Origin of the sequence: Mycobacterium sp. SMC-2, assembly GCF_025263485.1 — a bacterium.
In the GTDB taxonomy this organism is placed as follows: domain Bacteria; phylum Actinomycetota; class Actinomycetes; order Mycobacteriales; family Mycobacteriaceae; genus Mycobacterium.
Genome location: NZ_CP079863.1, coordinates 2,199,945 through 2,223,164, shown reverse-complemented (window position 1 = coordinate 2,223,164; position 23,220 = coordinate 2,199,945). Strand labels below are relative to the sequence as shown.

Genomic DNA, 23,220 nt, shown 5'->3' with positions numbered 1-23,220 from the left:
ATGACCGTTGCCCTACAAGACCGGTTCTTCCGCGAGTTGCCGGAGATGGCCGTGCGCTGGCAAGCGGAGTCGCCGGGCGAGCTGCGATTGCTTGCGTTCAACGAGCGGCTCGCCGCGGACCTCGGCCTGGACGCCGCCTGGCTGCGGAGTCCCGACGGGCTGCGCTTTCTGGTGGGCGATTTGGTGCCCAGCACCGCCGTTCCGGTGGCGCAGGCGTACGCGGGTCATCAGTTCGGCGGCTTCGTCCCCCGGTTGGGCGACGGCCGCGCACTACTGCTCGGCGAGCTCGTCGGTGACGACGGGCGCCTGCGCGACATCCACCTGAAGGGCTCCGGGCCGACACCGTTCGCGCGGGGCGGCGACGGTCTGGCGGCCGTGGGGCCGATGCTGCGCGAATACATCGTCAGCGAGGCGATGCATGCGCTCGGGGTGCCGACGACGCGGTCGTTGGCCGTCGTGGGCACCGGCCGCCCCGTCCTGCGTGAGGCGGAACTGCCCGGGGCGGTGCTGGCCCGCGTGGCCAGCAGCCACCTGCGGGTGGGCAGCTTCCAGTTCGCCGCCTCGACGGGCGACATCGGCCTGCTGCGGCGTCTCGCCGACCATGCGATCGCCCGCCACCATCCCGGCGCCGCCAATGCCGAACGCCCCTACCTCGCGTTGTTCGAGGGAGTCGTGGCCGTCCAGGCATCGCTCATCGCGCGATGGATGCTGATCGGATTCGTCCACGGGGTAATGAACACCGACAACATGACGATCTCCGGTGAAACGATCGACTACGGGCCGTGCGCCTTCATGGAGGCCTACGACCCCGAAACGGTGTTCAGTTCCATCGACTTCTGGGGGCGCTACGCGTACGGCAACCAGCCCATGGTCGCGGGCTGGAACCTTGCCCGTTTCGCCGAGACCCTGCTTCCGCTGCTCTCCGACGATGTCGAGGAGGCGGTCGCGCTCGCGGAGAACGCGTTCGGGGTGTTTCAGCGCGAGTACGACGCCGTGTGGTCGTCCGGGACGCGCGCCAAACTTGGTCTGCCCCACATCGAAGCCCAGGACGCCGCGGCTCTGGTCGACGAGTTGCTCGTCTTGCTCAACGACAGCCACGTCGACTACACCTCGTTTTTCCGCCACCTCGGCCGGGCGGCAAGAGGCGACGCCGAACCCGCGCGCGGTCTCTTCATCGACTTGGCCGGCTTCGACGCGTGGCTGTCGCGTTGGCAAGCCCTACGCCCCGACGCGGACGCCATGGCTCGGGCCAACCCGATCTACATTCCGCGCAACCACCTCGTCGAGGAAGCGCTCGCGGCCGCGACCGCGGGCGATCTCGGCCCGGTCGAACAGCTCCTGGCCGCGGTGGCCGCGCCGTATGACGAGAAGCCGGGTCTGGAACGCTACGCGAGTCCGGCGCCGCAGGACTTCGGCAAGTACCAAACGTTCTGTGGCACTTAGCTTTATGCCAGCTTCGCGGACTGGGTTTGCAGCTCATCGAGACGGCGAAGGGTCTCGTCGCGAGGCTCGGTGGGCAGTTCGATGAGCAGGTGCTCCACCCCGAGATCGCGGTAGCCCACGAGCTCGTCGGCCGTCGGGGCGCCGCCATGGAAGCTGATCACCGGCACGTCCGGACCGGCCACGTCGCGCAGTTGCGCCAACTGCGGCGCCAAGACCTCCGCCGAGGGTGTCATCGACAGCCACCCGCCCTGCAGCCGGACGATGCGCTTGAAGGCCGCGGGGCCGCCGCCGAAGTACAGCGGCGGGTAGGGCGTCTGCACTGGCTTAGGCCAACTGTAGATGGGGTCGAAGTTCACGAATTCGCCGTGGAATTCCGCCTTTTCGTGGGTCCAGATCTCGATCATCGCGTCCAGTCGCTCGTCGGCCACGCGTCCCCGAACCGACGGGTCGACACCGTGGTTGGCGATTTCCTCGCGCAGCCAGCCCACGCCCACGCCGAACCGGAATCGTCCCCGCGACACCAGATCCAGCGACGCCACTTCTTTGGCGGTGTGGATCGGGTCGCGCTGGGGAACCAGCGCGATGCCGGTGCCCAGGACCAGCCGCTCGGTGACGGCGGCCGCGGCGGTCAACGCCACGAACGGATCCAGGGTGCGGTAGTACTTCGGCGGGATGGGACCGCCGGCCGGGTAGGGGGTTACGTCGCCCGCTGGGATGTGGGTGTGCTCGGCGAGGAAAAGCGACTCCAATCCACGCTGCTCGAGCGCCTGCCCCAGCTCCGCCGGGCCGATGCCCTCATCGGTTACGAATGTCAGCACCCCTAAACCCATGGCGCTCAGTCAACCGCATCTATCTTGTTCCGGCGACGGCGACCGCCCGTCTCGCGGCGCGCCGCGCCCCACAACCCAACACCGATGCCGACGACGGCGCCACCCAGCCCGATGATCCGTTGCGAGGGCTTCAGGTCGCGATGGACGCTGAGGCCGCCGAGCAGGTCGGCCGCGTCGGCACCGCCGGACGCGAGAAACCAGCCGCGCGTGTTCTTGCCGCGCAACGCCGACGCGGCGAGCAGCCCACCGATCAGAGCGTCGCGATATCCCATGGAGCGCAGCAACAGTCGCGCCGTCGGCGTCGGCTCTTCCGGGTCCCCCCAGAACCGGTTCGCGTTCAGGGGGTCTACCAGGAACCAGACGCCGGAGGTGAATCGGATGCTGCCCGCCAGAAGTGCCGATCGATCGATTGACATGCTCGGCAGCCTAAGTCACTGCGCGGGGCACGCGTGGGCGATTTGTATGGAGGCGGGCCACAGTGCCGTGGTCAGGCCGAAGGCCACGACGTCGGCTCCGGCGGGGAACACGGCCTCCACCCGAGCCTGAATTTGTTGAGCCTCCTCGGTGTGAAAAAGGGTCCACACGAACCCGATACACAGGTATGGGATCGCCAGCCACAGCGCCAGTTCGATCAGGGCGCCGATCCTGACTTGATACCGCAAGGTGCGCCGCAGTAGCTCCACAATCGAACACTCCTCCCATCGACGTCGCGTAGCGCAAACGTTCGCCCGGCGGGTTTCCGCCTATCCGGCACCTGGCGGCGGTAACGGGACCCACGGGAACATGCCGGTGTCCGACACCGTGAACCCAGCGTTCTCCGACGTCACGCCCTCGATGACGTCGGCTCCGGACTGACCCTGGTCCATCAGCTCGCACGCCTTCTTGCCGACCCGGATGGCGACGGCGCCCGCCCGGATCGGCCGGTGCGGGCGTGGCCGCGGCAACTGCGGTGGCGAAGCTCGCCAAAACGAGAAGCATTCGCACCGCTTCATCCTCGTACAGATGCTCGGCGTTTGTCCTGTCGGCCTGTGTCAACTCGGCTTAGTGTGGGACCGGGATGAAGGACGAGTGCCAATGAACATCGACGACGAGCCGGTCACGACGCTGGAAGACCTCAGGGGCGACTTGGCGCAGCGGTACAGGCGGACGCCGAGCGGTGGAAGCTCGGTCGAGAGCGCGATCGTCGACGCCGACATGGCGGCTCTGCACCGCGACGGCTATGTCATCTGGGAGGGCCTACTCACCCCCGGGCAGTGCCAGCAGATCCGTGAGGTCGTGCGCCCCTGGCTCGGGCACACCGGGCGCAATTCCTTCGAGGGCCGGCGCACCCAGCGCGTCTACAGCCTGCTGAGCCGGACCCGCGTGTGCGACGGGATCGTCGACAATCCCCGGGTGCTGGCGGTGCTCGATCGCCTGCTGATGCCGAACTACCTGCTTTCGGCGTTGCAGGCCATCAACATTCAGCCGGGCGAGGCCGCGCAGCTGGCTCACCACGACGACGGGTTCTACCCGATCCCGCGTCCGCGAGAACCTTTGGCGGCGGCGACGATCTGGGCGATCGACGACTTCAGCGCCGACAACGGCGCCACCATCCTCTACCCCGGCAGCCACCGCTGGGGCAAGCGCCGGCCCGGCCCGGACGATCAGGCCCTACCGGTCGTGATGCCGGCCGGCTCGTGTGTCTTCTTCGTGGGGACGCTCTGGCATGGCGGGGGCGCCAACAGCACCGACCGCGACCGTCTCGCCGTGACCGCCCAGTACTGCCAACCGTGGTTGCGACCGATGGAAGCCTTCACCTTGTCGATATCGCGGGACATCGCTCGCGCGGTCTCCGATGACATTCGCCGCATGCTCGGCTACAGCATCCACCCGCCGTTCGTCGGCGCGGTCGACGGTCTGCACCCGCTGCGGTTGCTGGAAACCGCGCAGGATTCGTAGCTCCCGGTTCCGTTTACTCGCGCAACTCCATAACATCGCCCGCGACAGCTTGTGATGCAGGGCACATTTGTGCTTTCTTTGTATCCGAGGTCACAACTTGATTGGAGCTCCTATGGCCGCAGCCCATGGCCCGAGCAAGTATGTCGTCGTCGCACCGCGTCCTAGCGGAGCGGTTCATTCACACCGGATACTGCTGGCCTTGGTCGTGGTCATAGCTCTCATCGCCGCGATCACAGGGGTCATTGTGGCGGCGTCCACGGGGCACGCCACCGCCGCACTCGTGATCGCCCTGGTGGCCAGCGCGTGGTTTTGCGCCGCCCTCTGCTAGCGGCGCGAGCGAGCGGCGGTTACGCGGATCAATTGGCGACAGCGCCGGGGCAGTACTTGATTCGGCCCAGGTCGACCCACATGTTGGCGCGCTTGGCGGCCTGATCGGGATTCAGCCCCGTCACGCTCTGGTTGTTCGCCTGTTGCATCGCGCCGACTATCTCGGCGCGCGACCACCCCTGAGCCATGGCCCTGCACATGGTCTGTTCGGTCTGCATCTCGTAGAAAGGCCAGTCCGGCGGGAAGCCGATCGGGTCAGCGTGGGCCGTGGCAAACGCCCCCGCCATGGAAGCCGGAGCGACCAACGCGATGACGAACGTCAGGGCAAGAAGCAGCTTTCTGATCACTTCTCCTCGATTCGGGGCGTAGTCACGGTTCAAGATCACTTATACCCCGGGGGGCAGAAAATTAATGGCCATCTGGCTCCCCGGCTCGCGGACGGCCGCCGTGGAGCAGATTGAGCCCCCGAAGCCTAGCACTCGAAAAGGCGGCGTTAGCGCTGTGACCTGCGAAACTCCATGGAGCGGTGCCACATCGGTGCCTTTGGTCCTCTCGCTTGCGTCGCTTCGGCCCTGACAATCGGGGCCGCCCTGGATGATCCTGCCCCGGGGGTACGCAAGAAACGAGCTGACATGCGGCAACCACTACGTCGCGCGATCTTGGTAGGCGTTGACGGCTCGGCCGCGGCACTGGGTGCCGTCCGATGGGCGGCCCGTGACGCCGCGCTGCGGCAGGTGCCGCTCACTCTCGTCCATGTCGTCGACGCCCCCGTACCGGCGTGGTTCCAGTCCACCGCGCTGGCCGACCCCACGCACTCGCAGGAGCGGGCACGCGAATTCATCCAGTCGGCGATCGCGGTCGCCGAGGAGAGCACCGGTGGGCGCGGCGCCGTGCAGATCGACGGCAAAGTGTTGCATTCGGCGGTCGTCCCGACGCTCGTCGCGCTTTCCAGAGAGGTGGAGATGGTCGTGGTAGGCCATCGGGGACATGGCGGCGTCGTGGCCCACAGCTTGCTTGGCTCGGTGAGTTCGGGATTGGTCTACCGCGCGCACTGCCCGGTCGCCGTGATCCACGACGCCGCGCGGGCCGGCGCCGCCGCACCGGTGCTGTTGGGCATCGACGGCTCGCCGGCATCGGAGGCGGCGACCGCGATCGCATTCGAGGAAGCGTCACGACGAGGTGTCAACCTGATCGCCTTGCACGCATGGGCCGATCCCCGGGTGTCCGACTCGAGAAAGTTGTTCCAAGACTCCGAATGGGATGCCCAGCTATCCGAGGAGGAGGAGACGCTCGCCGAGCGGCTGGCGGGTTGGCATGAACGCTATCCCAACGTGCAAATCCGTCGCAGCGTCGAAATCGGCGATCCGGCGCGTTGGCTCCTCAAGGCGTCGGAACGGGCGCAACTGCTGGTGGTCGGCAGCCACGGCCGCGGCGGGTTCGCCGGCACGTTGTTGGGCTCGGTCGGGGCGACGGTGGTCAATCGGGCCAAAATCCCTGTGATCGTGGCGCGTCCGTCCTGAGGGCGGTCCCGAGCTTGAGCGGAACTCGGCTTACTGTGGGCGGGGAGAAATCCCACGAGACGAGGACCTCTCGCCCCAAATGCTTCCCATTGACCGGCGGGGTGCCGTACTGGCCGAAATGCTTGCGGCGATTGTCGTGCTGGTGCAGTGCACCGCTCCCCCGCCACCTCGTCCGGACACGCCATCACCGTCCGTTTCGGCGACACCGCCGGCCGACGCACCGCGGGCAACCGTGGGTCCGGCCGTGGAGCCGGTCACCGTCGCCGAACTCGGCGCGAGCTGGCGGCCGGGCTGCCCTGTCGAGCCGGCACAGCTGCGACGGGTCCGGGTCAACCATCTCGGCTTCGACGGCCAGACCCACCGCGGCGCATTGATCGTCCATCAGGACCTGGCGCCGGAGGTCATCGCGATCTTCGACCGGCTCTACCGGCTGGGCTACCCCATCGAAAAGATCGGCACGGTCGAACGCTATCCGGCCGCCGACGACGAGTTATCGATGGAGGACAACAACACGTCGGCGTTCAACTGCCGAACCATCCCGGGAACATCCGAATGGTCTCCACACGCTTATGGCCGGGCCGTCGACCTCAACCCGCTTGTCAACCCGTGCCTGTATGCCAGCGGGTACTTCGAGCCGCAGAATGCGGCGGCCTACCTGGATCGCAGCCGCACCGACCCGGGACTCCTGCACCACGGTGACCCGGCGGTGCACGTCTTCACAGATCGTGGCTGGCGCTGGGGTGGCGAGTGGACGGCCCCCCTCGACTATCAACACTTCGAGCGGCCCTAGATACCAAGGGCCCGCGCCGCTGCCGTCGCAACCTCCCCGCGCAGATCCGACATCGGTGGACTGCCCCGCGTGTGGATCGAGTTCGCGAGCAGAACTACATAGGTATCTGAGCCCGGATCGATCCACAACGAGGTTCCGGTGAAGCCGGTGTGGCCGAAGCTTCCGATGGGGAAGAGCATCCCCCGCGCCGTGGACTGGCCCGTATCGATATCCCAGCCGAAGCCGCGCAGGTTCTGCCCCGCGATCGCCGGATAGCGCGGAGCGAGCAGCGGGTCTCTGGCGTTCGGTCTCTTCGCGACGGCCGCCCGGGTGGCGGCGTTCGCCGCTTCGAGCTGTTGAGGCGCATGCCCCGGTTGCTGGGGGGCGGTCATCAACTGCAAAGTCGCTTGTTCCAAAGGGAATTCACTCGGACGCCCCGCGAGCCGATCGAGCAGGGCCTGCGCGAAGACACCGACATCGCGTGCGGTCGAGAACACGCCCGCATGCCCGGCCACCCCACCCATGCGTCGCGCCGTCGTGTCCTGAACGGTGCCCCGGAGCAGGTGGTCGAGATCGGGATTCCTGCTCGGATCGGCCCTGCCCTCTTCGTCACGCGCCGTCGGTGCGATGCGCGAGAGGAGACCGGTGCTCCAGGTGCCCGCAGGGCAAGCGTCCGGGCCCCGGCCGGTGGGCGCGGGAGCCCAGGCGATCGCGGCCCCGAGCGTCGTGTGGGGACCGCACGCTTTGGCCGGCGGAAGGTAACGGGTGTCTTGCAAGCCGAGCGGTTCGAACACGTGTCGCTGCACGTAGACGTCCAGGGTGTCGCCTGTGACCCTCTCGACCAGCGCGCCGAGCAGAATGAAATTGATGTCCGAGTAGCGGAAACCCTGGCCGGGACCCGACTCCAACGGCGTCGTGAGCGCACGATGAATGCCCTCCGCTGGAACGGCCCCTTCCAGTCCCCACGGATCCCCCAGGTTGACGTCCCCCGGCAGCCCTGAGGTGTGCGTGAGCAACGTACGGACGGTCACCTTCGCCCGCGGCGGATCATTGGCCGGGTTGAAGTCCGGAAGGTACCGCTGCACGGGATCGTCGAACTGCACCTTGCCTTGTTCGTACAGCTGCATGACGGCCGTCGCGGTCGCGAGGATCTTCGTCAGGGAGGCCAAGTCGAAGATCGTGTCCTCGGTCATCGGCTCGGCGGGCGCGGGCGATCCATCCAGCCCGGGTTCGCCCGTAAGCTTGCGCGAGCCATAGGCCCGGTGGAAGGCGATCCTGCCGCCGTGACCGATCAAAACCACGGCCCCCGGCAGCTTGTCCGCCGCAATCGCATCGTTGATCAGCGTGGAGATTGGTGCGAAATCGATTGCGGGAGCGGGATCGGGCAGTTCGACGACTGTCGCGACGTCCGGTTTGGGAGCCTGCGTGCTTGCACCCGGCGCTGCCTGCCCCGCGTTGCCACGCGAGCAAGCCGCGGTCAGCGCAAGGAAGGCGGTCCCGGCGGCGATGGCGGTGCGCATCGCACCGCGAAAACGTACGGCAACTGGTGGGTTCGTTGTGGAGCTCATCTCGTTACCTGCGATTTTGGTTTTCGGATCTTGGCGGCGTCAAGGACCGAACGCAGCCCGCGCTCCAGCAGCACGCCCGTATCGTGAGGGCGGTGTGTGAACCTGCGCCGGGCCGGCCCCATGCATGGCCGGCCGCTATCAGCCGCCGGCAGCTGTTAGGGGTGGCCGGCAGCGTGGGCGTGGCGTCCCTGATCGGCGCCGGCGCCACGCCAGCTTCGACTCCTTCCGCAACGTCGACGTCCAGCCTGCACCTGACCGCGACCACCTCGGCTTTGTTGCTATGCCGAGACGCCTGGGGCGCGCGACCGGCCCGACCTGGGGGGAAGCGCCACACCATCACCCGGATGACCCTCCACCACGAGGCCGTCGTCCTCGGCGACAACCGCAACGCCCCAGGGCATCTCCGACAGGATCAGCGGTACCACCAGGATCAGCACGGGTGGATCGACATCGCCTATCACGTCGGCGTCGACCGCGATGGCAACATCTACGAACTCCGGAGCACCGAATTCGCGGGCGACACCGCGACGGATTACGACACCACGGGCCATTTCCTGGTCCTCTGCGAAGGAGACTTTGATCAAGAGGCGGTGCCGGAGGCCCAGCTTCAGGGAGCGGCTCGCGCGTTCGCATGGGCCGCCCAGAATTTTCGGATAGCGACCGCCACGTTGGCGGGCCATCGCGACCTGGCCCAAACCTCTTGTCCGGGCAAAAACCTGTATGCGCACCTTTCCTCGGGTGACCTCAAACGCCGTATCGACGATCTGCTGGCCGCGGGCGGAGTGGACCTCCAGCGCTTCTGCGGATCTGATGCGGCCGCACGAGTCGCGGCCATCGAGGCGGGCAACTGACATGGCCGGCGCACCGACCCGGCGGTCGAGCCGAAAGAGCTGAAGTATCAATGCAAAACGGAGCCGGTTCGTTCCATTTCGGTCCGGCAGCGTGTCACGTCGGTCGTGTTCGACAGCCGAAACATCTATGATGCTAAGCGCCATCGGGCGAGGGCTTCGAGTAGTACGGCGAGGGCCGAATGAGGAGAACAATTAGGTGAGAGCCCTCGTTGCGGGCGCCGCTGGCTTCTTGGGGTCCCACCTGTGCGATCGTCTTCGACGCGACGGTATCGAGGTCATCGGCCTCGACAACTTCTGCACCGGCGCGCGCGAGAACATGATGCAGCTCGAGGGAGACCCCGGCTTTACCTTCTTCGAGCACGACATCACCCGGCCGGTTGGCGCGGCCGTGACAGGCCCGCTGGACGTCATCTTCAACATGGCTTGCCCCGGGTCGCCGCGCACCTACCAGCGCGATCCCCTGTTCACCCTGGAGACCAACTACGTCGGAACCAGGAACCTCCTCGAACTGGCACGCGAGAAGGGGGCGACGATTCTGCAGGCTTCCACCAGCGAGGTCTACGGGGATCCTTTGATCCATCCCCAAAGCGAGAGCTACTGGGGCAACGTCAATTGCTTCGGCCTGCGGAGCTGCTACGAAGAGGGTAAGCGCGTCGCGGAGACGCTGATGCTCGAATACGCGCGTCGCGACGGCGTCCGAATCAAGATCGTCCGCATCTTCAACACCTACGGCCCCAGGATGGACCCGGAGGACGGCCGAATCATCTCCTCGTTCATCGTCCAGGCGCTGCGAGGGGAACCGATCACCGTCTTCGGAGACGGCAGCCAAACCCGTTCCTTCTGCTACGTCGACGATCTGATCGACGGGCTGGTGAAGATGGCTGCGAGCGAAACCTCGTTCACCGGACCCGTCAACCTGGGCAGCACTGCCGAAGTCACGGTCAGCGAGACCGCACGCATCATCAGGGAAATGACCGGATCGGCTTCGGCGACCGTCTTCAGGGATCTGCCTCCGGACGATCCGAAGAAACGCCAGCCGGATATCAGCCTCGCCGAGTCCAGGCTCGGCTGGCGCCCGGAAGTCACTTTCGAACAGGGGGCCGCGCGGACGATCGAGTATTTCAGAGGAATCATCGGATCTGGCTCACAAAGGACCGCGCAGTGATCGTTGATGTCGACAAGCACGACCATCGCGTGCCCCGGTTGCGGCGATGAGATTTGTACTGGCGTCCTTGGGAACTCGAGGCGATATCGAGCCATGCGCGGCCATCGGGCGGGAGCTCCAGCACCGAGGTCACGATGTACTGATGGCGGTCCCGCCTAACTATGTCGGTTTCGTCGAGTCGGCGGGGCTGACCGTGGTGCCCCACGGCCCGGACCAGACGGTGCAGAACGCGAATATCGCCCGTAAATACGGGGATACGCCTAACCCCATCAGCATGATGTGGGAGATTTTGAACGATCTCACCCAACTCTGGCCGCAGCTGGGCAACGCGCTCACCTCGCTGGCCGATGGTGCCGACCTGCTGCTGACGGACGCGAGCGAGCAGGGCTTGGCCGCCAATGTTGCCGAGTACCACGACATTCCACCGGCTGCGCTGCGCATCTACCCGATAGAGCCGGACAGCACGGGCGCGCACATCACCAGAGTCTCCGGAGACGCTCAACGTGAGGCGCTGGGCCTGCCAAAGGAAACGGGACCCTCGGCGCGACAACCGCTGGAGATCCAGGCCTACGACGAACTCTTCTTTCCCGGGCTGGCGGCCGAGTGGGCGAAAAGCGACGTCCGGCGGCCGTTCGTTGGCGGGCTGACGTTGGAGTTGCCGACGGCGGTCGACGACGAGGTGTCGTCGTGGATTGCCGCGGGAACGCCGCCGATCTACTTCGGCTTTGGCAGTAGCGCGCGAGTCGCTTCCCCCGCAGACGTTTTCGCGATGATCAGCGCGGCTTGCGCGCAGCTAGGCGAGCGGGCGTTGATTTGCAGCGGCGTGAGTAATCTGACCGAAATGTCGGGTTCCGACCACGTCAAAGTCGTGAGCGCGGTCAACCACTCGGAGGTCTTTCCGGCTTGCCGCGCGGTCGTCCACCACGGGGGCCCCGGCACCACGTTCGCGGGCATACGAGCCGGAATCCCCACGTTGGCGCTTGCCGTCTCGGTCGATCAGCCGATGTGGGCCGCCGCGGTCAACCAACTGGGAGTCGGCATCGGACGGCCGTTCTTCGAAACCACCCTGGGCTCGCTGGTCACCGACCTGCGGTCCATCCTCACTCCGCAGTGCGTCGCTCGGACCCGTGAGGTCGCCGCCCAGATGAGAACACCCGCCGAAAGCGCCGCCACTGCCGCCGATCTCTTGGAGGAGGAGGTCCGCCTGGGCCCGTTGGCTGATCGGCGGACGGGCACCGCGGAGTGATCAGGGCTCGGCGATCGAGTGCTCAAGTTGCGCGGCGGACACACTGCGATACGAGGGCAAGTCGAAGTCGGGGAAGGCGCAGATGTCGGCGCACTCCCGCAGCCGCTCCAACCAGTAACTTCGGTCAGCGGCCGACGCGCAGGCGTAGATCTTCATATACGTCGCAGCGAACGGGAACAAGACGCCGTTGCCGACGGCCTGCCAGACGGCCGCGGCCACGCCGGGGGTTTCGACCCCTCGGTAGTCGTCTATCGCGATCACCCCCCGTTCGGCCGTGTGAGCCACTGCGAGGCTGATGTCTTTCGCGACGCACCCGTAACTGTGACAGCCGTCGACGTGGATGAAACGGAGCGCCCGTTCTCCGAGATCGAGCTCCGATGATTCGCAGACTTCGAGCACCGGCCGGCGCGCGTGGAACCGATCCCAATTGGCCAAGAACTGCTGCTGGTTCAGGCCCGAATACTGCTGGCGTGGGGTCGACGACATGTCGGCATGATCCATCACGGCGTCGAACAGATCGCAGATCACCAGTTCTTCCTCGTCGCGGAGGCCGTAGCCCATCAAGATGGCGGACTTGCCTTGATATGTGCCGATCTCCAGCATGTCGCCCCTGACGCCTTCGGCCCCCTGGCAGGCGAGCAGCTTGGTGAATAGCGAGACATCGGCCTCGAAGAACCAGCCATCGACGTTGTGCATCTCCTCGGCGTAGAGGGTCCAGGCGGCATCCGTCATTACGCGCTCCTCTTCATGAACCCTTCGGGGCCGTGGCCGCCGCTGGCGATTTGCAAGAGCTGCAGCTCAGTGCTGCGGGGTGATCGTCACCGCGCCGCCTACAAACACTAGTACTGGCAAGGCGATTAAGACTTCCCGCGGCATCACGCCCGTATCGTGGCGACGGTTCAACCGCCGCGTTGACGATCTGCTGGCGGCGGGCGGAGTCGACGTCCGGCGCTTCTGCGCAACCGGGTCGACGCGATCCTGACGGTCACCGGCGGAGTTCAGCGAATGCGGCGACTGGGTCGGAGCGGCTCATGCGTGCGCGGGCCGTGTCCTCGGGTCGGGCGCATCTTCCTCCACCCAACCCCAGCGTGTCGGGCTGATGGTCAGCTTCGACCCGTCCTCGTGCCAAATCTCGAGTGCGCCGCCTTCGATGACCTTGTACCTGTCTCCGTCGCCAAACTCGTCGAACGGTTCGGACTTGTACCCATAGACCTTGAACCCCACAGCGGAAAGCCTACGGGGCGGCCAGCACTTAGCCACTGAGCGAGGCGTCGTCGGCGCCCTGACCAAGCGTGCATGGGCAGACTGACGGGTCGGTCAGGGCCTTGTCCTTAACCCGCCTCGCCTCCTGAACGCCGTTGAGTTGGGCAACGCAGTAGCCATCGGGCGGCCCTCGCCGTTACCTCACTCTTCACGGACCTCGTTTTCGTCATGAGTTTCGACGACCTGGTGCTGCTCCTGCCAGTCCGCCACATTGGTTTCCAGCGGCGTATCGCCGTTTTCGATCGGAACGCGCTCCTCGGGGTCGACGGTTTCCAGGTCGGCGGCCTCAGCTGCGGGCCGCTGCTGCTCGAGAGCATCGGCGAGAGGGAGATCGTCGGGAAAGGGACCACTGGCGCTCACTTGAGTCAACCTACTCCCAGGCTCATAAATATGGAGCAGATTGGGGCCCAGCTGGTCTCACGTCCACACCACGACGGTGTCGCCGCCCCGGACGTATAGCCAGGAACAAATTCATCAGTAGATCGTTGTAGTGGCAGGTCGAAGTTTTAAGTGTTCGTGTTTCATGCACGCTCGCCCAGAACCTTGGTGCGGGCATCTCTTTTCTCCTTGCAGGGCAAGCCGAGAAGCAGTCGTCTGCTCGACCGCTCACCGGACCGCAGAGTGCGGCCCGGAATCCTGACAAGGGGAAACAATGACACAGGGAACTGTGAAGTGGTTCAACGCCGAAAAAGGCTTCGGCTTCATCGCGCGCACCGACGGCCCGGACGTCTTCGTGCACTACTCCGAGATCGACGGCAACGGCTTCCGTAGCCTCGAGGAGAACCAACAGGTGGAGTTCGAGGTCACCCAGGGCGCCAAGGGCCCGCAGGCCAGCCGCGTGCGGGCACTCTGACCGTCGGCACGGGATGAATGGAGCCGTACCCGCGTGCGTACTAACCGCGGGTACGGGTCTCCTGCTTAGTCGTTTTTCCAAGCCGTTTCTGGGCGCTGGCTGCGGTCGCCACCGGCGGCGGTGGATAGAACTCCGCGGCGAGACTGGGGCTTTTCTTTGCACTGCGTCCGGCGCCATCACTCAGCGATCGAGGCGACGCCGCCGGGGCTATCCCGCACGAGACAATTCGCAAGGGCCCCTAAAGCACGCTTGTTCAGTCGACCCCTCAAGCGTTTCCCCAGTGGGAGGTCAATCTCGAAAACGCTTGTCCCTCATCGACATCCACCACACGGGGCTGGGAAACCATGCCCCGCTCTTCGCTGAACGCCTATCGCGCGTTCAGGAATCGTCGGCGTCGACTACGAACGTCTGCGGGATGTGCTCGGCGATTGACCCTGGGCGAAACGTCAGTCAATGCTGCCAGCGAAACCGCGACACCGGCATATGCCGAAACGATAGGATTCGGCGGTGATGACCACCGAGCGAAAGCGGGTCGCGGTCGTCGTGGCGGGTGCGGGTGCGCGTGGCGGATACGAAGCGGGCGCGCTGTCGGTTCTGGTTCCGCAGCTGCGTACCGCTGGTTACGAGCCGACGGTGTACATCGGCACCAGCGCGGGCGCGATCAACGCGACCCTGTTCGCGGCATACGCCCATTGCCCGCCGGCCGAACAAGCTGGTCGCGTCCTGGACTTGTGGCGCAGCATCTCTGTCGCCGACGTGTACCGCTCGCCGGTTCTCGGCTTCCCTTGCGTGGCCGCACATTTGGTGGGTCAACTCCTGCGAGTGCCCGGTGTGCGATTCACTCACCTGCTTGACACCGCGCCGTTGCGGCGCAAGGCGGAGAACTCGATCGACATCAGAAGACTTCGCCAGAACATCATCGAGAAAAAGCTCACACTGGCCGTCGTGGCCACATCTGGCGATGACAACCGCTCCGTTGTCTTCGTCGACCGCGAAGACGGCGTGCCGGTGCCGCCCAGTGACGACGACCGGCCGATCGACTACGTCGGGGTGCACATGCAACCCGAGCATGTGCTCGCCTCCTCGGCCATCCCGGTCGTGTTCCCGGCTGTTCGGGTGCAGAAACCATCGGGCTCAGCGGGCTGGTTCCTCGATGGCGGGTTGCGGCTCAACACACCGCTGAAACCGGCGCTGTCGCTGGACGTGGATTGCTTGGTTGTCGTCCCCACGCATCCCATCCGCGACAACACGGCGACGCCCAAACCTGCCCCCCTTCCTCCTGATGTGGACGACATCCTCGTCCAGCTGCTGGACATCGTCCTCGTCGACCGCATGGTCGAGGACCTGCGAACGCTGGCTAAGGTCAACGCCCTGGTGTCAGGCAAGGAAGTGACGGCGACCGGCCGTTTGCGCAGGAAGGTCCCATACCTATTCGTCGGTCCAAAGTACCGAGAAACACTGGGACACTTGGCAACCGACATTCTCCACAGTCACCGCACACATTCCGGCGATGTCTTTCACAGGCTACGCCAGCTCGAGCTCGACGCGATGGGACACCTCCTCGAGGGCGACGGCCCGCGCCGCGGCGACGTGCTCAGCTTCCTGTACTTCGATCAGGATTTCATTGAGGCATCCATCGAACTGGGCCAGCGCGACGCACAAGCATTGTTCAAAGGACTCCCAACTGGCGAAGTACGCTGGCAAGGCGAGTGATCCGGGTCGCAGCCGAGCTCGGTGCGCCTACCGAACTTGCGTCCCGACTTGTGGATCATTCCCCGCTGGAGCGTTCATGGTGAAATCCGGCCTGACACCGAGGCCAACCTGGCAGGCTCGTGGCTCATGGAGACAAAGAAGATCGCTGAACTGAACGCGTCGGACCTGGATAGGGTCGCGAGGTACAAATCGACACACACGCAGTGGAACGTTCACGTCAGCGGCCCGCTGCAGGCGATCCACCACTTACCCAATGAAACGCAGCTCACGATTGGCATCGCTGTGGTGAACATTTCTCACGAGTACCGGCAAGACGAAACGGTCACCTTCGAGCACTGAGCCGGAAACTGAGGGACGTCAGCCCCGCCAAGAAGGCCTTCAGCAACTGGTATTCGTCCCCACTTGCTGATGTCGGTCCGGCTCAGCGTCGATAGCGGGATACGGCTGATCACCCGCTCTTTGTCACAGGCCATGTATCACCGGTACTCCGGCACGGTCTTCTTCTCCGACACCAGAAAGCACGTCCGGATCCTCATCGACGTAGCTCTTGACGGCGTTACCGGGTGCGGTGGTCTTCCAGACCTTCAGAGCCTCGGCTGGGCCGAGCCGGTTGCAGACAGCCTGGAACTTCAGCGCCTCACCGCGGTCGTTGAAGAAGACGAGGGTTGTTTGCCGTTATGGACGTACGGAACGCTGGTGTAGGCGCTGCCGTCCTTGCGCTGGCGGGTGCGATCGAAGCCACGGACCGGGCAGCTTATACCCGGAATCTTGAATCGCTCCGATGTCTGGCAGATTTAGGTTCTGCGACCTGCGGTTTTCTGGTGGAGCTGCCGGGAATCGAACCCGGGTCCTACGGCATTCCCTCAAGACTTCTCCGTGCGCAGTTCGCTGTGCCTCTGCTCGGATCTCCCGGTCACGCGAACCAGCCAGGATGACGATCCCAGTCGCTGTTGGTGTCCCGATGAGTCCCGCGACCGAACTCATCGGTGGATCCCTCTAGCTGACGCCAGGCTCCGGGTCGAGGGCTTTCCCGGTCTGACGGACTAGCTGTCGCTTAGGCAGCGAGAGCGTAGTCGCGCTGATGTGAATCGGCGCTTATCTGGTTGCAACGACGCTTACGGTGGTCTCTTGCCTGCACCGGCACGCTTCCCTTGATTCGATGCGCGAAGTCGAAGCCGTTCAGCCCCTCGCACCCCCGCCGAATTTCGGCAGGACAATCAATGGTACGCCGCTATCAACACGCGGCAACGAAGTTATGTTCCGGACGGGCGCTGCGATCAGATCACGAAGTTCAGATGCTCGACGACCTGGGCGCCCACTTCCTTATCCCCGCCGAGTTCGATGTCCTGCGACCGTGCGGGGCACAACGGCCGTCCACCTGCGAGCCTGGTGAACTGCAAGCCGTCCAGCCGGATCGTTGCCGTGGGCTCCAGGCCGCCGAAGTCGTCCACCACTTGGGCCCGGCCGTCGACGCTGACGCGGATGCTGCGGGAAAGCGGGCCGGTCAGCTCGAACAAGACCCGCGATCCCTCGGGCGCTTTGGCCCGCTTGCCCACCACGAAACCCATCGAACCGGTTATCTCGTCGAGGGACAGTTCGGACGCCGGCGAGACAAGCTGATCATCGGACGACGGCCGTCGCAGCGCCTCGCGGATGTCCTGCTCATGCATCCAGCAGTCGAACACCCGGACCCGCATGAAACGCCCGTAGCTCTCCGGGCCCACCGGCGTCAGCGCCACCGCGTCCCACTCCTCGGCGGACATGCCGGTCAGCGCCTTGCGCCGGTCATCGGTGCCGACCCTGAACCGTTTGAGCAGGTCGGCGCCGGTTTCCGCGCGCAGATGACGCACCCAGCACTCGTTCATCACGCCGATGTCGTTCCGGACGTGCTCGAGCGCCGAGACGTCGACGTCGGGCTGGGGCGCCGGGATGCCGGCGAGGAAAGACTCGGTACCGATCATGTGCGCCACCAGCGCCTTGACGTCCCAGCCCGGCAGCGGACTGGCCGCCTCCCAGTCCGCTTCCGGCAACCCGTCGAGCAGCGCGCTGATGTCGTCCCACACCGCGAACAGACCGGCGAGGACCTGGGACTTGTCCAGCTTGGTGACGGGGCGATCGGCCATGGTCGGATAGTAGGCCGGTCGGCCGCCGGACCGGCACGCGGCCGTCAGCTGGCGGCGATCATCGCCACGGAGCCCATGGTCATCACCATGCCGAACCCCTGCCAGCGGCTCAGCCGCTCGCGCAGCACCAACATCGCCAGCACGACGGTTGCCGCCGGGTAGAGCGAGATCAGGATGCTGGCCAGCGAAAGCAGCCACGTCTGCAGTGCCAGCAGCATGGTCACGTTGGCGCAGATGTCCAGCAACGCCACGGCCCACGCCAGCGTCAGTGGCTTCCCGCGCGGCGCGCGCAAGTTGTCGCTGACGGCGGCCATCACGAAGATCACCACGGTGGCCGAGAGCCGGGCGAACACCAGCGGCCACAGTTTGCACGCGTGCGGCGCCTGATGGAGAAACACCAGGTTCAGCCCCATCGCCGAGCCGGCCACCAGCGTGAGCCAGGCCACCTTGGGCGTAAATCGGTACGGCGTGACTCCCTCGGCGGTGGCCTCTCGGCTCACCAGCATGACCGCGACGAGAGCCAGTACGACGCCCACCGAGGCCCCCGGCCCCGGCCGCTCCCCGAGTGCCACTCCCACCGCGACCGGCACGGCCGCGTTCAGCACGGCCGCCAGCGGTGAGACCACCGAAATCGGCCCCGCACCCAGCGCGGCGAAGAACGCCCACATGCCGACGGCCATCCCGACGCCGTAGAGGCAGCCCCAGAAGACGGCACCGCGCGAAATCGGCCCGCCCACGGCGAAGGCCAGCGCGCCCAGCAAGATCGCCTCGATCGGGTACACCACCAGCATCACGCGCAGCGCGGCCACCCGTCGAGCGGCTACACCGCCCACAAAGTCGCTGACGCCGTACGTGACGGCCGACAGCTCGGCGTAAGCGGCCCCGATCAGTTCATGCCCTTGGCTCGGCGACCCAACTCACGGACCACTTCGCGCTGGGCATCGCGGCGGGCCATGTCCTGGCGTTTGTCGTGCGCTCGCTTGCCGCGCGCCAACGCGAGCTCGACCTTCACCTTTCCTTCGGAGAAATACAGAGACATCGGCACCAGCGCGAGGTTACCATCTCGTATCTTGCCGACCAGGCGGTCGATTTGTGCCCTATGTAACAACAACTTTCGATTGCGACGAGGCTCATGGTTGGTCCAGCTACCGTGCTGGTACTCGGGAATGTACAAGTTGCGCAACCACACTTCGCCGTCGTCCACGGTTGCGAAAGCGTCGGCCAGGGAAGCATGCCCCTCGCGCAGGCTTTTCACCTCGGTGCCCTGCAAAGCCACCCCGGCCTCGAATTCCTCGAGGATCGAATAGTTGTGCCGTGCTTTGCGATTGGTGGCCACAATCTGTTTGCCGCCGCGCTTGCCGCCCGCCCCCTTGGCCCGGCCGGGATCCTTTGCCATAGCTACCGCCGTATGTAGATGCGCAACGTGGCGTAGGCGGTCAGGCCGGCCATCGCCACACCGAGCAGGAACAACCACGGCGAGATGTAGAGGATGTCGGCATAGTCGACCTTCGCGATCAAATGAGCTTGGTAGAACTGGCTCAGCGCGTTGTCCAGGAACCAGGCCCGCACCAGGGTCAGCCCGACGATCGCGATAACCACACCGATGGCCGCGGCCAGCATCGCCTCCACCAAGAAGGGCAGCTGGGTGTACCAGCGGCTGGCGCCGACCGACCGCATGATCCCGATTTCGGTGCGACGTGTATACGCCGCGACTTGGACCATGTTGGCAATCAGCAAGATCGCCCCGACGGCCTGCACCAGGGCGACGGCGAACGCGGCGTCCCGCAAACCGTCCAGAACGGCGAACAGCCGGTCGATCAAATCCTTTTCGTTGAGGAGGCTGCGCACACCGGGCTGGCCCTGCATCGCGGCGTCGAACTCCGCGTGCTGTTCGGGATTGTTCAGCTTGACGATGAACGACGCGGGAAACGACTCCTTGCCCGCCACGTCCTTGAACTCGGGGAACTTCTTCATCGCGTCGTTGTAGGCGTCCTGCCGGTTGACGAAGCGCACCGATTTGACGTCCTGTCGTGCATCGATCTTGTCCCGCAACGCTTTACACGGCCCGGACGCGCACGTCGCGTCGTTGGCGGAGATGTCGTCGGTGAGGAACACCTGCGTCTCGACGCGGTCGAGATAGATCTCCCGCGAGTTGTCGGCCAACCGGACCACCAGCAGACCGCCACCGAACAGGCCGATGGAGATGGCCGTGGTGAGGATCATGGCCGCGGTCATCGTCACGTTGCGACGAAGGCCGGTCAGGACCTCGTTGAACAGGAAGCCAAAGCGCACTTAGCGGTCCATCCCATAGATGCCGCGCTGCTCGTCCCGAACCAACCGCCCCTGCGAGAGCTCCACGACGCGCTGACGCATCGAGTCGACGATGTGATGGTCGTGCGTCGCCATCACCACCGTCGTCCCCGTGCGGTTGATCCGCTCCAACAAATCCATGATGTCCTTACTGGTGTCCGGGTCGAGATTGCCAGTCGGCTCGTCGGCCAGCAGAACCAGGGGCCGGTTGACGTAGGCCCGGGCGATCGCCACGCGTTGCTGCTCGCCACCGGACAACTCGTGGGGCAGCCGGTTCGCCTTGCCCGACAGGCCGACCGTTTCCAGCACCTCGGGCACCACCCGGTTGATCGCGTCCCTCCGTCTGCCGATCACCTCCAGCGCGAAGGCGACGTTTTCGTACACGGTCTTCTGCTGCAGCAGACGAAAGTCCTGGAAGACGGTTCCGATCACCTGACGCAGCTTCGGTATGTGACGCCCGCGCAGCTTGTTGACGTGGAACTTCGACACCCGGATGTCGCCGGTGGTCGGGTTCTCCTCGCCGAGCAGCAGGCGCATGAACGTCGACTTGCCCGAGCCCGACGGGCCGATCAGGAAGACGAATTCACCCTTGTCGATTTTGACGTTGACGTCCTCCAACGCCGGACGGGCCGACGCTTTGTACTTTTTGCTGACATGGTCCAGGGTGATCATCACGGCACGCCAGTGTAGCCGTGAATTTCGCTGGCAAGCCAAGTCAACTGGCTGGCGGCGGTGGACTGGGCTCCGGGCCGGGCCCCGGCTGGGGTAGCTGAGGCGACGGCGTGGGCGGGCTCGTGCTGGGCGGGCAGAAGGGCGGCGGCAGCAGGCACGGCAGCTGCGGCAGCTGCCCCGGCGGGGTTGTCGTCGTCGTCACCGGCGGCGGCGGTGGGGGCGGCGTGCTCGTCGGGGTCGGCGTGAACGTGACGGTGGCCGGCGGCTGCTGCAGGCGGCTGCGTGGCACCCAGGTGTAGTTGGGGTCGGGCACGAAACCCGGTGGCACCACCTGCTGCGGCGGTGGCTTGGCCGCCGGTTCCGGGCGGTAGGTGTCGTAGACCCACCACACGGCGAAGAACGCGATGATCAACACGACGGTCGACGTGCGGACTCGCCCGCCGAACATGTAGCGCGGCCAGCGACGGTCTGCATTCGCATCCGAGTCCTCGCTGCGCTTCTCGAAGATGCTCAGGGTGAATTTCAACGCTTCTGCACCGCGCCTTGGACGTCGTCGTCGATTCGCTCCTCGGAGGCCTGGGCGGCCGGCACGGCCGGGTCTTCCACCAAGCCCACCGTGGCGTCCGCCGCGGTCACGATGCCCACGCGGGCCAGCGCCCGGATCACCAGGACACGCAGCTGCCGGCCGGCCTCGAACTGCTTGCCGGGCAGGGTGCGGGCCACCAGGCGCAGGGTGACGGTGTCGACTTCGATGCTCTCCACGCCCATCACGGTGGGCGCATCCAACAGCAATTCACCCAGCAGCGGGTTGTCCATGGCGCGGTCGCATTCCTGGTGCAAGACCTCGTTGACCCGGTTCAGGTCGGCGCTCGTCGACACCGGGATGTCCACCACCGCGCGGGCCCAATCCTTGGACTGGTTGACCACCTTGACGATCTGCCCGTTGGGGATGGTCAACACCTCGCCGTCCGGTGAGCGCAGCCGGGTCACTCGCAACGTCACGTTCTCGACGGTGCCGCTGGCCTCGGTCGCCGCAACGACGGTCAGGGTGACCAGGTCCCCGAAGCCGTACTGCCGCTCCGCCAGGATGAAGAACCCGGACAGCAGGTCTCTGACCAACTGCTGCGCGCCGAAACCCAACGCGGCGCCGACCACGGTGGCCGGCGCGACCAATCCGCCCACCGAGAACTGCAGCACGTCGGCGATCTGCATCATCACCCAGATGCCGATGAGCACCACCGACACCCAGGAGATCACCGACGCCATGGCCTGGCGGTGCTTGGAGGCTTCCGAACGCACCAGCGCGTCACTCTCGGTGAAGCCCAGGTTGAGCTGGCGGGTCACCTGCTGCGCCACCCAGTTGACGAACCGGGCCGCCAGCACCGCCACGATCAGCACCATGACGATCCGCAGACCGCGGGTGATGATCCATTGCCCCACGTCCCCGCGCCAGAAGTCGTGCCAGCCCAGCGCCTTCGTCGAGGCGATCGAGGCAAGAAGGGTTGAGTTAGTCGTCATCTTTTCGGTTGCGCCACCGGATTCCCGCTTCCAAGAACCCGTCGATGTCTCCGTCCAGGACGGCCGCCGGGTTGCCGACCTCGTACTCCGTCCGCAGATCCTTGACCATCTGATACGGGTGCAGTACGTAGGAGCGCATCTGGTTGCCCCACGAACTGCCGCCTTCGCCTTTCAGCGCGTCCAGCTCCGCGCGTTCTTCGGAACGCTTGCGCTCCAACAACTTTGCCTGAAGCACGCGCATCGCCGAGATCTTGTTCTGCAGTTGCGATTTTTCGTTCTGGCAAGTCACGACGATACCCGTTGGGATGTGGGTTAAACGCACCGCCGAGTCGGTGGTGTTCACCGATTGGCCGCCGGGCCCGCTGGAGCGGTAAACGTCAACGCGCACATCGCCTTCCGGGATATCGATGTGATCGGTCGTGTCCACCACGGGAAGGACCTCGACTTCGGCGAACGACGTCTGGCGTCGACTCTGGTTGTCGAACGGGCTGATCCGCACCAACCGATGCGTGCCCTGCTCGACGGATAACGTGCCGTAGGCGAACGGAGCGTGCACCGCGAACGTCGCGCTCTTGATGCCCGCCTCCTCCGCGTAAGAGGTGTCGAACACCTCGACGGGGTACTTGTGCTGCTCGGCCCACCGGATGTACATCCGCATCAGCATCTCGGCCCAGTCCGCGGCGTCCACCCCACCGGCGCCCGACCGAATGGTGACCAGCGCCTCACGCTCGTCGTACTCGCCCGAGAGCAGGGTGCGCACCTCGGTGGCCTCTATATCGGCGCGCAGCGCCTTCAGTTCCGCGTCCGCCTCGGCGAGCGCGTCGGCGGAACCCTCCTCGGCCGCCAGCTCGTAGAGCACGGGCAGGTCGTCGAGGCGGCGCCGCAACTCCTCGATCCGGCGCAGCTCCCCCTGAGCGTGAGACAACTCACTGGTCACCCGCTGCGCGCGGGCCTGGTCGTCCCACAATTGGGGGTCGGACGCCTCATGTTCGAGCTTCTCGATGCGGCTGCGCAGACCGTCCACATCGAGCACCCGCTCCACCGTGGTCAGGGTGGAGTCAAGGGCGGCGATGTCGGCTTGACGGTCGGGTTCCACAGCGAACAACGTTAC

28 protein-coding genes and 1 other RNA gene are annotated in these 23,220 nt (G+C 65.6%); 11 read left to right on the top strand and 18 right to left on the bottom strand.

Annotated elements, in window-relative coordinates:
• Entirely contained in the window at nucleotides 1–1,443 is a 1,443-nt protein-coding gene (locus KXD96_RS10605) for a YdiU family protein (protein WP_260745311.1), read from the top strand.
• 2 nt (nucleotides 1,444–1,445) lie between these two features.
• Here the strand turns inward: KXD96_RS10605 and KXD96_RS10600 are convergent, their stop codons facing one another.
• The 4 genes from KXD96_RS10600 to KXD96_RS10585 are packed head-to-tail and all read right to left on the bottom strand — an operon-like array spanning nucleotide 1,446 to nucleotide 3,217.
• Nucleotides 1,446–2,273 (bottom strand): LLM class F420-dependent oxidoreductase, encoded by an 828-nt coding sequence (locus KXD96_RS10600; protein ID WP_260744523.1) that lies wholly within the window; start codon nucleotides 2,271–2,273, stop codon nucleotides 1,446–1,448.
• A 5-nt stretch (nucleotides 2,274–2,278) separates the two neighbouring features.
• A complete protein-coding gene (locus KXD96_RS10595) occupies nucleotides 2,279–2,689 on the bottom strand; it encodes a DUF4267 domain-containing protein (protein WP_260744522.1) in 411 nt (136 codons plus the stop codon).
• Between the two features lie 15 nt (nucleotides 2,690–2,704).
• Nucleotides 2,705–2,956 (bottom strand): hypothetical protein, encoded by a 252-nt coding sequence (locus tag KXD96_RS10590; RefSeq protein WP_260744521.1) that lies wholly within the window; start codon nucleotides 2,954–2,956, stop codon nucleotides 2,705–2,707.
• Nucleotides 2,957–3,016: 60 nt separating this feature from the next.
• Nucleotides 3,017–3,217 carry a DUF732 domain-containing protein gene (locus tag KXD96_RS10585; RefSeq protein ID WP_260744520.1) on the bottom strand — a complete coding sequence of 67 codons (201 nt, stop codon included), beginning with the start codon at nucleotides 3,215–3,217 and terminating at the stop codon, nucleotides 3,017–3,019.
• Between the two features lie 130 nt (nucleotides 3,218–3,347).
• Between KXD96_RS10585 and KXD96_RS10580 the strand changes: the two genes are divergently transcribed.
• On the top strand, nucleotides 3,348–4,211 hold the full coding sequence (locus tag KXD96_RS10580; protein ID WP_260744519.1) for a phytanoyl-CoA dioxygenase family protein: 864 nt from the start codon (nucleotides 3,348–3,350) through the stop codon (nucleotides 4,209–4,211).
• Nucleotides 4,212–4,567: 356 nt separating this feature from the next.
• Here the strand turns inward: KXD96_RS10580 and KXD96_RS10575 are convergent, their stop codons facing one another.
• On the bottom strand, nucleotides 4,568–4,885 hold the full coding sequence (locus tag KXD96_RS10575; protein ID WP_260744518.1) for a hypothetical protein: 318 nt from the start codon (nucleotides 4,883–4,885) through the stop codon (nucleotides 4,568–4,570).
• Between the two features lie 285 nt (nucleotides 4,886–5,170).
• Here KXD96_RS10575 and KXD96_RS10570 point away from each other — a divergent pair, with 285 nt between their 5' ends.
• Entirely contained in the window at nucleotides 5,171–6,058 is an 888-nt protein-coding gene (locus KXD96_RS10570; RefSeq protein WP_260744517.1) for a universal stress protein, read from the top strand.
• Nucleotides 6,059–6,137: 79 nt separating this feature from the next.
• Entirely contained in the window at nucleotides 6,138–6,848 is a 711-nt protein-coding gene (locus KXD96_RS10565; protein WP_260744516.1) for a M15 family metallopeptidase, read from the top strand.
• Here the strand turns inward: KXD96_RS10565 and KXD96_RS10560 are convergent.
• On the bottom strand, nucleotides 6,845–8,395 hold the full coding sequence (locus tag KXD96_RS10560) for a serine hydrolase (RefSeq protein WP_260744515.1): 1,551 nt from the start codon (nucleotides 8,393–8,395) through the stop codon (nucleotides 6,845–6,847). The genes KXD96_RS10565 and KXD96_RS10560 overlap by 4 nt on opposite strands.
• Nucleotides 8,396–8,739: 344 nt before the next feature.
• Here KXD96_RS10560 and KXD96_RS10555 point away from each other — a divergent pair, with 344 nt between their 5' ends.
• The 3 genes from KXD96_RS10555 (at nucleotide 8,740) to KXD96_RS10545 (ending at nucleotide 11,657) form a co-directional block, all read left to right on the top strand.
• Entirely contained in the window at nucleotides 8,740–9,246 is a 507-nt protein-coding gene (locus tag KXD96_RS10555) for a peptidoglycan recognition family protein (RefSeq protein ID WP_260744514.1), read from the top strand.
• 229 nt (nucleotides 9,247–9,475) lie between these two features.
• Entirely contained in the window at nucleotides 9,476–10,411 is a 936-nt protein-coding gene (locus KXD96_RS10550) for a UDP-glucuronic acid decarboxylase family protein (RefSeq protein ID WP_313901633.1), read from the top strand.
• Between the two features lie 46 nt (nucleotides 10,412–10,457).
• A complete protein-coding gene (locus KXD96_RS10545) occupies nucleotides 10,458–11,657 on the top strand; it encodes a glycosyltransferase (RefSeq protein ID WP_260744512.1) in 1,200 nt (399 codons plus the stop codon).
• On the opposite strand, the gene KXD96_RS10540 is transcribed toward KXD96_RS10545, so the two are convergent.
• The 3 genes from KXD96_RS10540 to KXD96_RS10530 all read right to left on the bottom strand — a co-directional run bounded on the left by KXD96_RS10540 (nucleotide 11,658) and on the right by KXD96_RS10530 (nucleotide 13,280).
• Nucleotides 11,658–12,389, bottom strand: a complete 732-nt coding sequence (locus tag KXD96_RS10540) for a class I SAM-dependent methyltransferase (RefSeq protein WP_260744511.1) — start codon at nucleotides 12,387–12,389, stop codon at nucleotides 11,658–11,660.
• Nucleotides 12,390–12,686: 297 nt separating this feature from the next.
• Nucleotides 12,687–12,881 (bottom strand): hypothetical protein, encoded by a 195-nt coding sequence (locus KXD96_RS10535; RefSeq protein WP_260744510.1) that lies wholly within the window; start codon nucleotides 12,879–12,881, stop codon nucleotides 12,687–12,689.
• A 180-nt stretch (nucleotides 12,882–13,061) separates the two neighbouring features.
• Nucleotides 13,062–13,280, bottom strand: a complete 219-nt coding sequence (locus KXD96_RS10530) for a hypothetical protein (RefSeq protein ID WP_260744509.1) — start codon at nucleotides 13,278–13,280, stop codon at nucleotides 13,062–13,064.
• Between the two features lie 292 nt (nucleotides 13,281–13,572).
• On the opposite strand from KXD96_RS10530, the gene KXD96_RS10525 reads away from it, so the two are divergent.
• The 4 genes from KXD96_RS10525 to KXD96_RS10510 all read left to right on the top strand — a co-directional run bounded on the left by KXD96_RS10525 (nucleotide 13,573) and on the right by KXD96_RS10510 (nucleotide 16,188).
• Nucleotides 13,573–13,773 (top strand): cold-shock protein, encoded by a 201-nt coding sequence (locus tag KXD96_RS10525; RefSeq protein WP_260744508.1) that lies wholly within the window; start codon nucleotides 13,573–13,575, stop codon nucleotides 13,771–13,773.
• A 510-nt stretch (nucleotides 13,774–14,283) separates the two neighbouring features.
• On the top strand, nucleotides 14,284–15,486 hold the full coding sequence (locus KXD96_RS10520) for a patatin-like phospholipase family protein (protein ID WP_260745310.1): 1,203 nt from the start codon (nucleotides 14,284–14,286) through the stop codon (nucleotides 15,484–15,486).
• Nucleotides 15,487–15,534: 48 nt separating this feature from the next.
• Complete coding sequence (locus KXD96_RS10515; RefSeq protein ID WP_260744507.1) at nucleotides 15,535–15,825, top strand: hypothetical protein; 291 nt, start codon at nucleotides 15,535–15,537, stop codon at nucleotides 15,823–15,825.
• Nucleotides 15,826–15,888: 63 nt separating this feature from the next.
• Nucleotides 15,889–16,188, top strand: coding sequence for a hypothetical protein (locus KXD96_RS10510; RefSeq protein ID WP_260744506.1), 300 nt, complete (start codon nucleotides 15,889–15,891; stop codon nucleotides 16,186–16,188).
• A 117-nt stretch (nucleotides 16,189–16,305) separates the two neighbouring features.
• Here KXD96_RS10510 and ssrA read toward each other — a convergent pair.
• From ssrA to prfB, 9 genes are all read right to left on the bottom strand, one after another.
• Nucleotides 16,306–16,673: a transfer-messenger RNA gene (gene ssrA / locus KXD96_RS10505) on the bottom strand.
• A gap of 90 nt (nucleotides 16,674–16,763) precedes the next feature.
• Complete coding sequence (locus tag KXD96_RS10500) at nucleotides 16,764–17,609, bottom strand: maleylpyruvate isomerase family mycothiol-dependent enzyme (RefSeq protein WP_260744505.1); 846 nt, start codon at nucleotides 17,607–17,609, stop codon at nucleotides 16,764–16,766.
• A gap of 44 nt (nucleotides 17,610–17,653) precedes the next feature.
• Complete coding sequence (locus KXD96_RS10495; RefSeq protein WP_260744504.1) at nucleotides 17,654–18,442, bottom strand: DMT family transporter; 789 nt, start codon at nucleotides 18,440–18,442, stop codon at nucleotides 17,654–17,656.
• 53 nt (nucleotides 18,443–18,495) lie between these two features.
• The gene (gene smpB / locus KXD96_RS10490; RefSeq protein ID WP_260744503.1) at nucleotides 18,496–19,005 is read right to left on the bottom strand and encodes an SsrA-binding protein SmpB; all 510 of its coding nucleotides are present in this window, start codon (nucleotides 19,003–19,005) and stop codon (nucleotides 18,496–18,498) included.
• Between the two features lie 2 nt (nucleotides 19,006–19,007).
• Nucleotides 19,008–19,901, bottom strand: coding sequence for a permease-like cell division protein FtsX (gene ftsX, locus KXD96_RS10485; RefSeq protein WP_260744502.1), 894 nt, complete (start codon nucleotides 19,899–19,901; stop codon nucleotides 19,008–19,010).
• Nucleotides 19,902–20,591, bottom strand: a complete 690-nt coding sequence (gene ftsE / locus KXD96_RS10480; protein WP_260745309.1) for a cell division ATP-binding protein FtsE — start codon at nucleotides 20,589–20,591, stop codon at nucleotides 19,902–19,904. It abuts the gene before it with no gap.
• A 43-nt stretch (nucleotides 20,592–20,634) separates the two neighbouring features.
• Entirely contained in the window at nucleotides 20,635–21,117 is a 483-nt protein-coding gene (locus KXD96_RS10475; RefSeq protein WP_260744501.1) for a hypothetical protein, read from the bottom strand.
• Nucleotides 21,114–22,109, bottom strand: coding sequence for a mechanosensitive ion channel family protein (locus tag KXD96_RS10470; protein ID WP_260744500.1), 996 nt, complete (start codon nucleotides 22,107–22,109; stop codon nucleotides 21,114–21,116). Before KXD96_RS10470 ends, KXD96_RS10475 begins: the two co-directional genes overlap by 4 nt.
• Entirely contained in the window at nucleotides 22,099–23,205 is a 1,107-nt protein-coding gene (prfB, locus tag KXD96_RS10465) for a peptide chain release factor 2 (RefSeq protein WP_260744499.1), read from the bottom strand. Before prfB ends, KXD96_RS10470 begins: the two co-directional genes overlap by 11 nt.
• Nucleotides 23,206–23,220 lie beyond the last annotated feature (15 nt).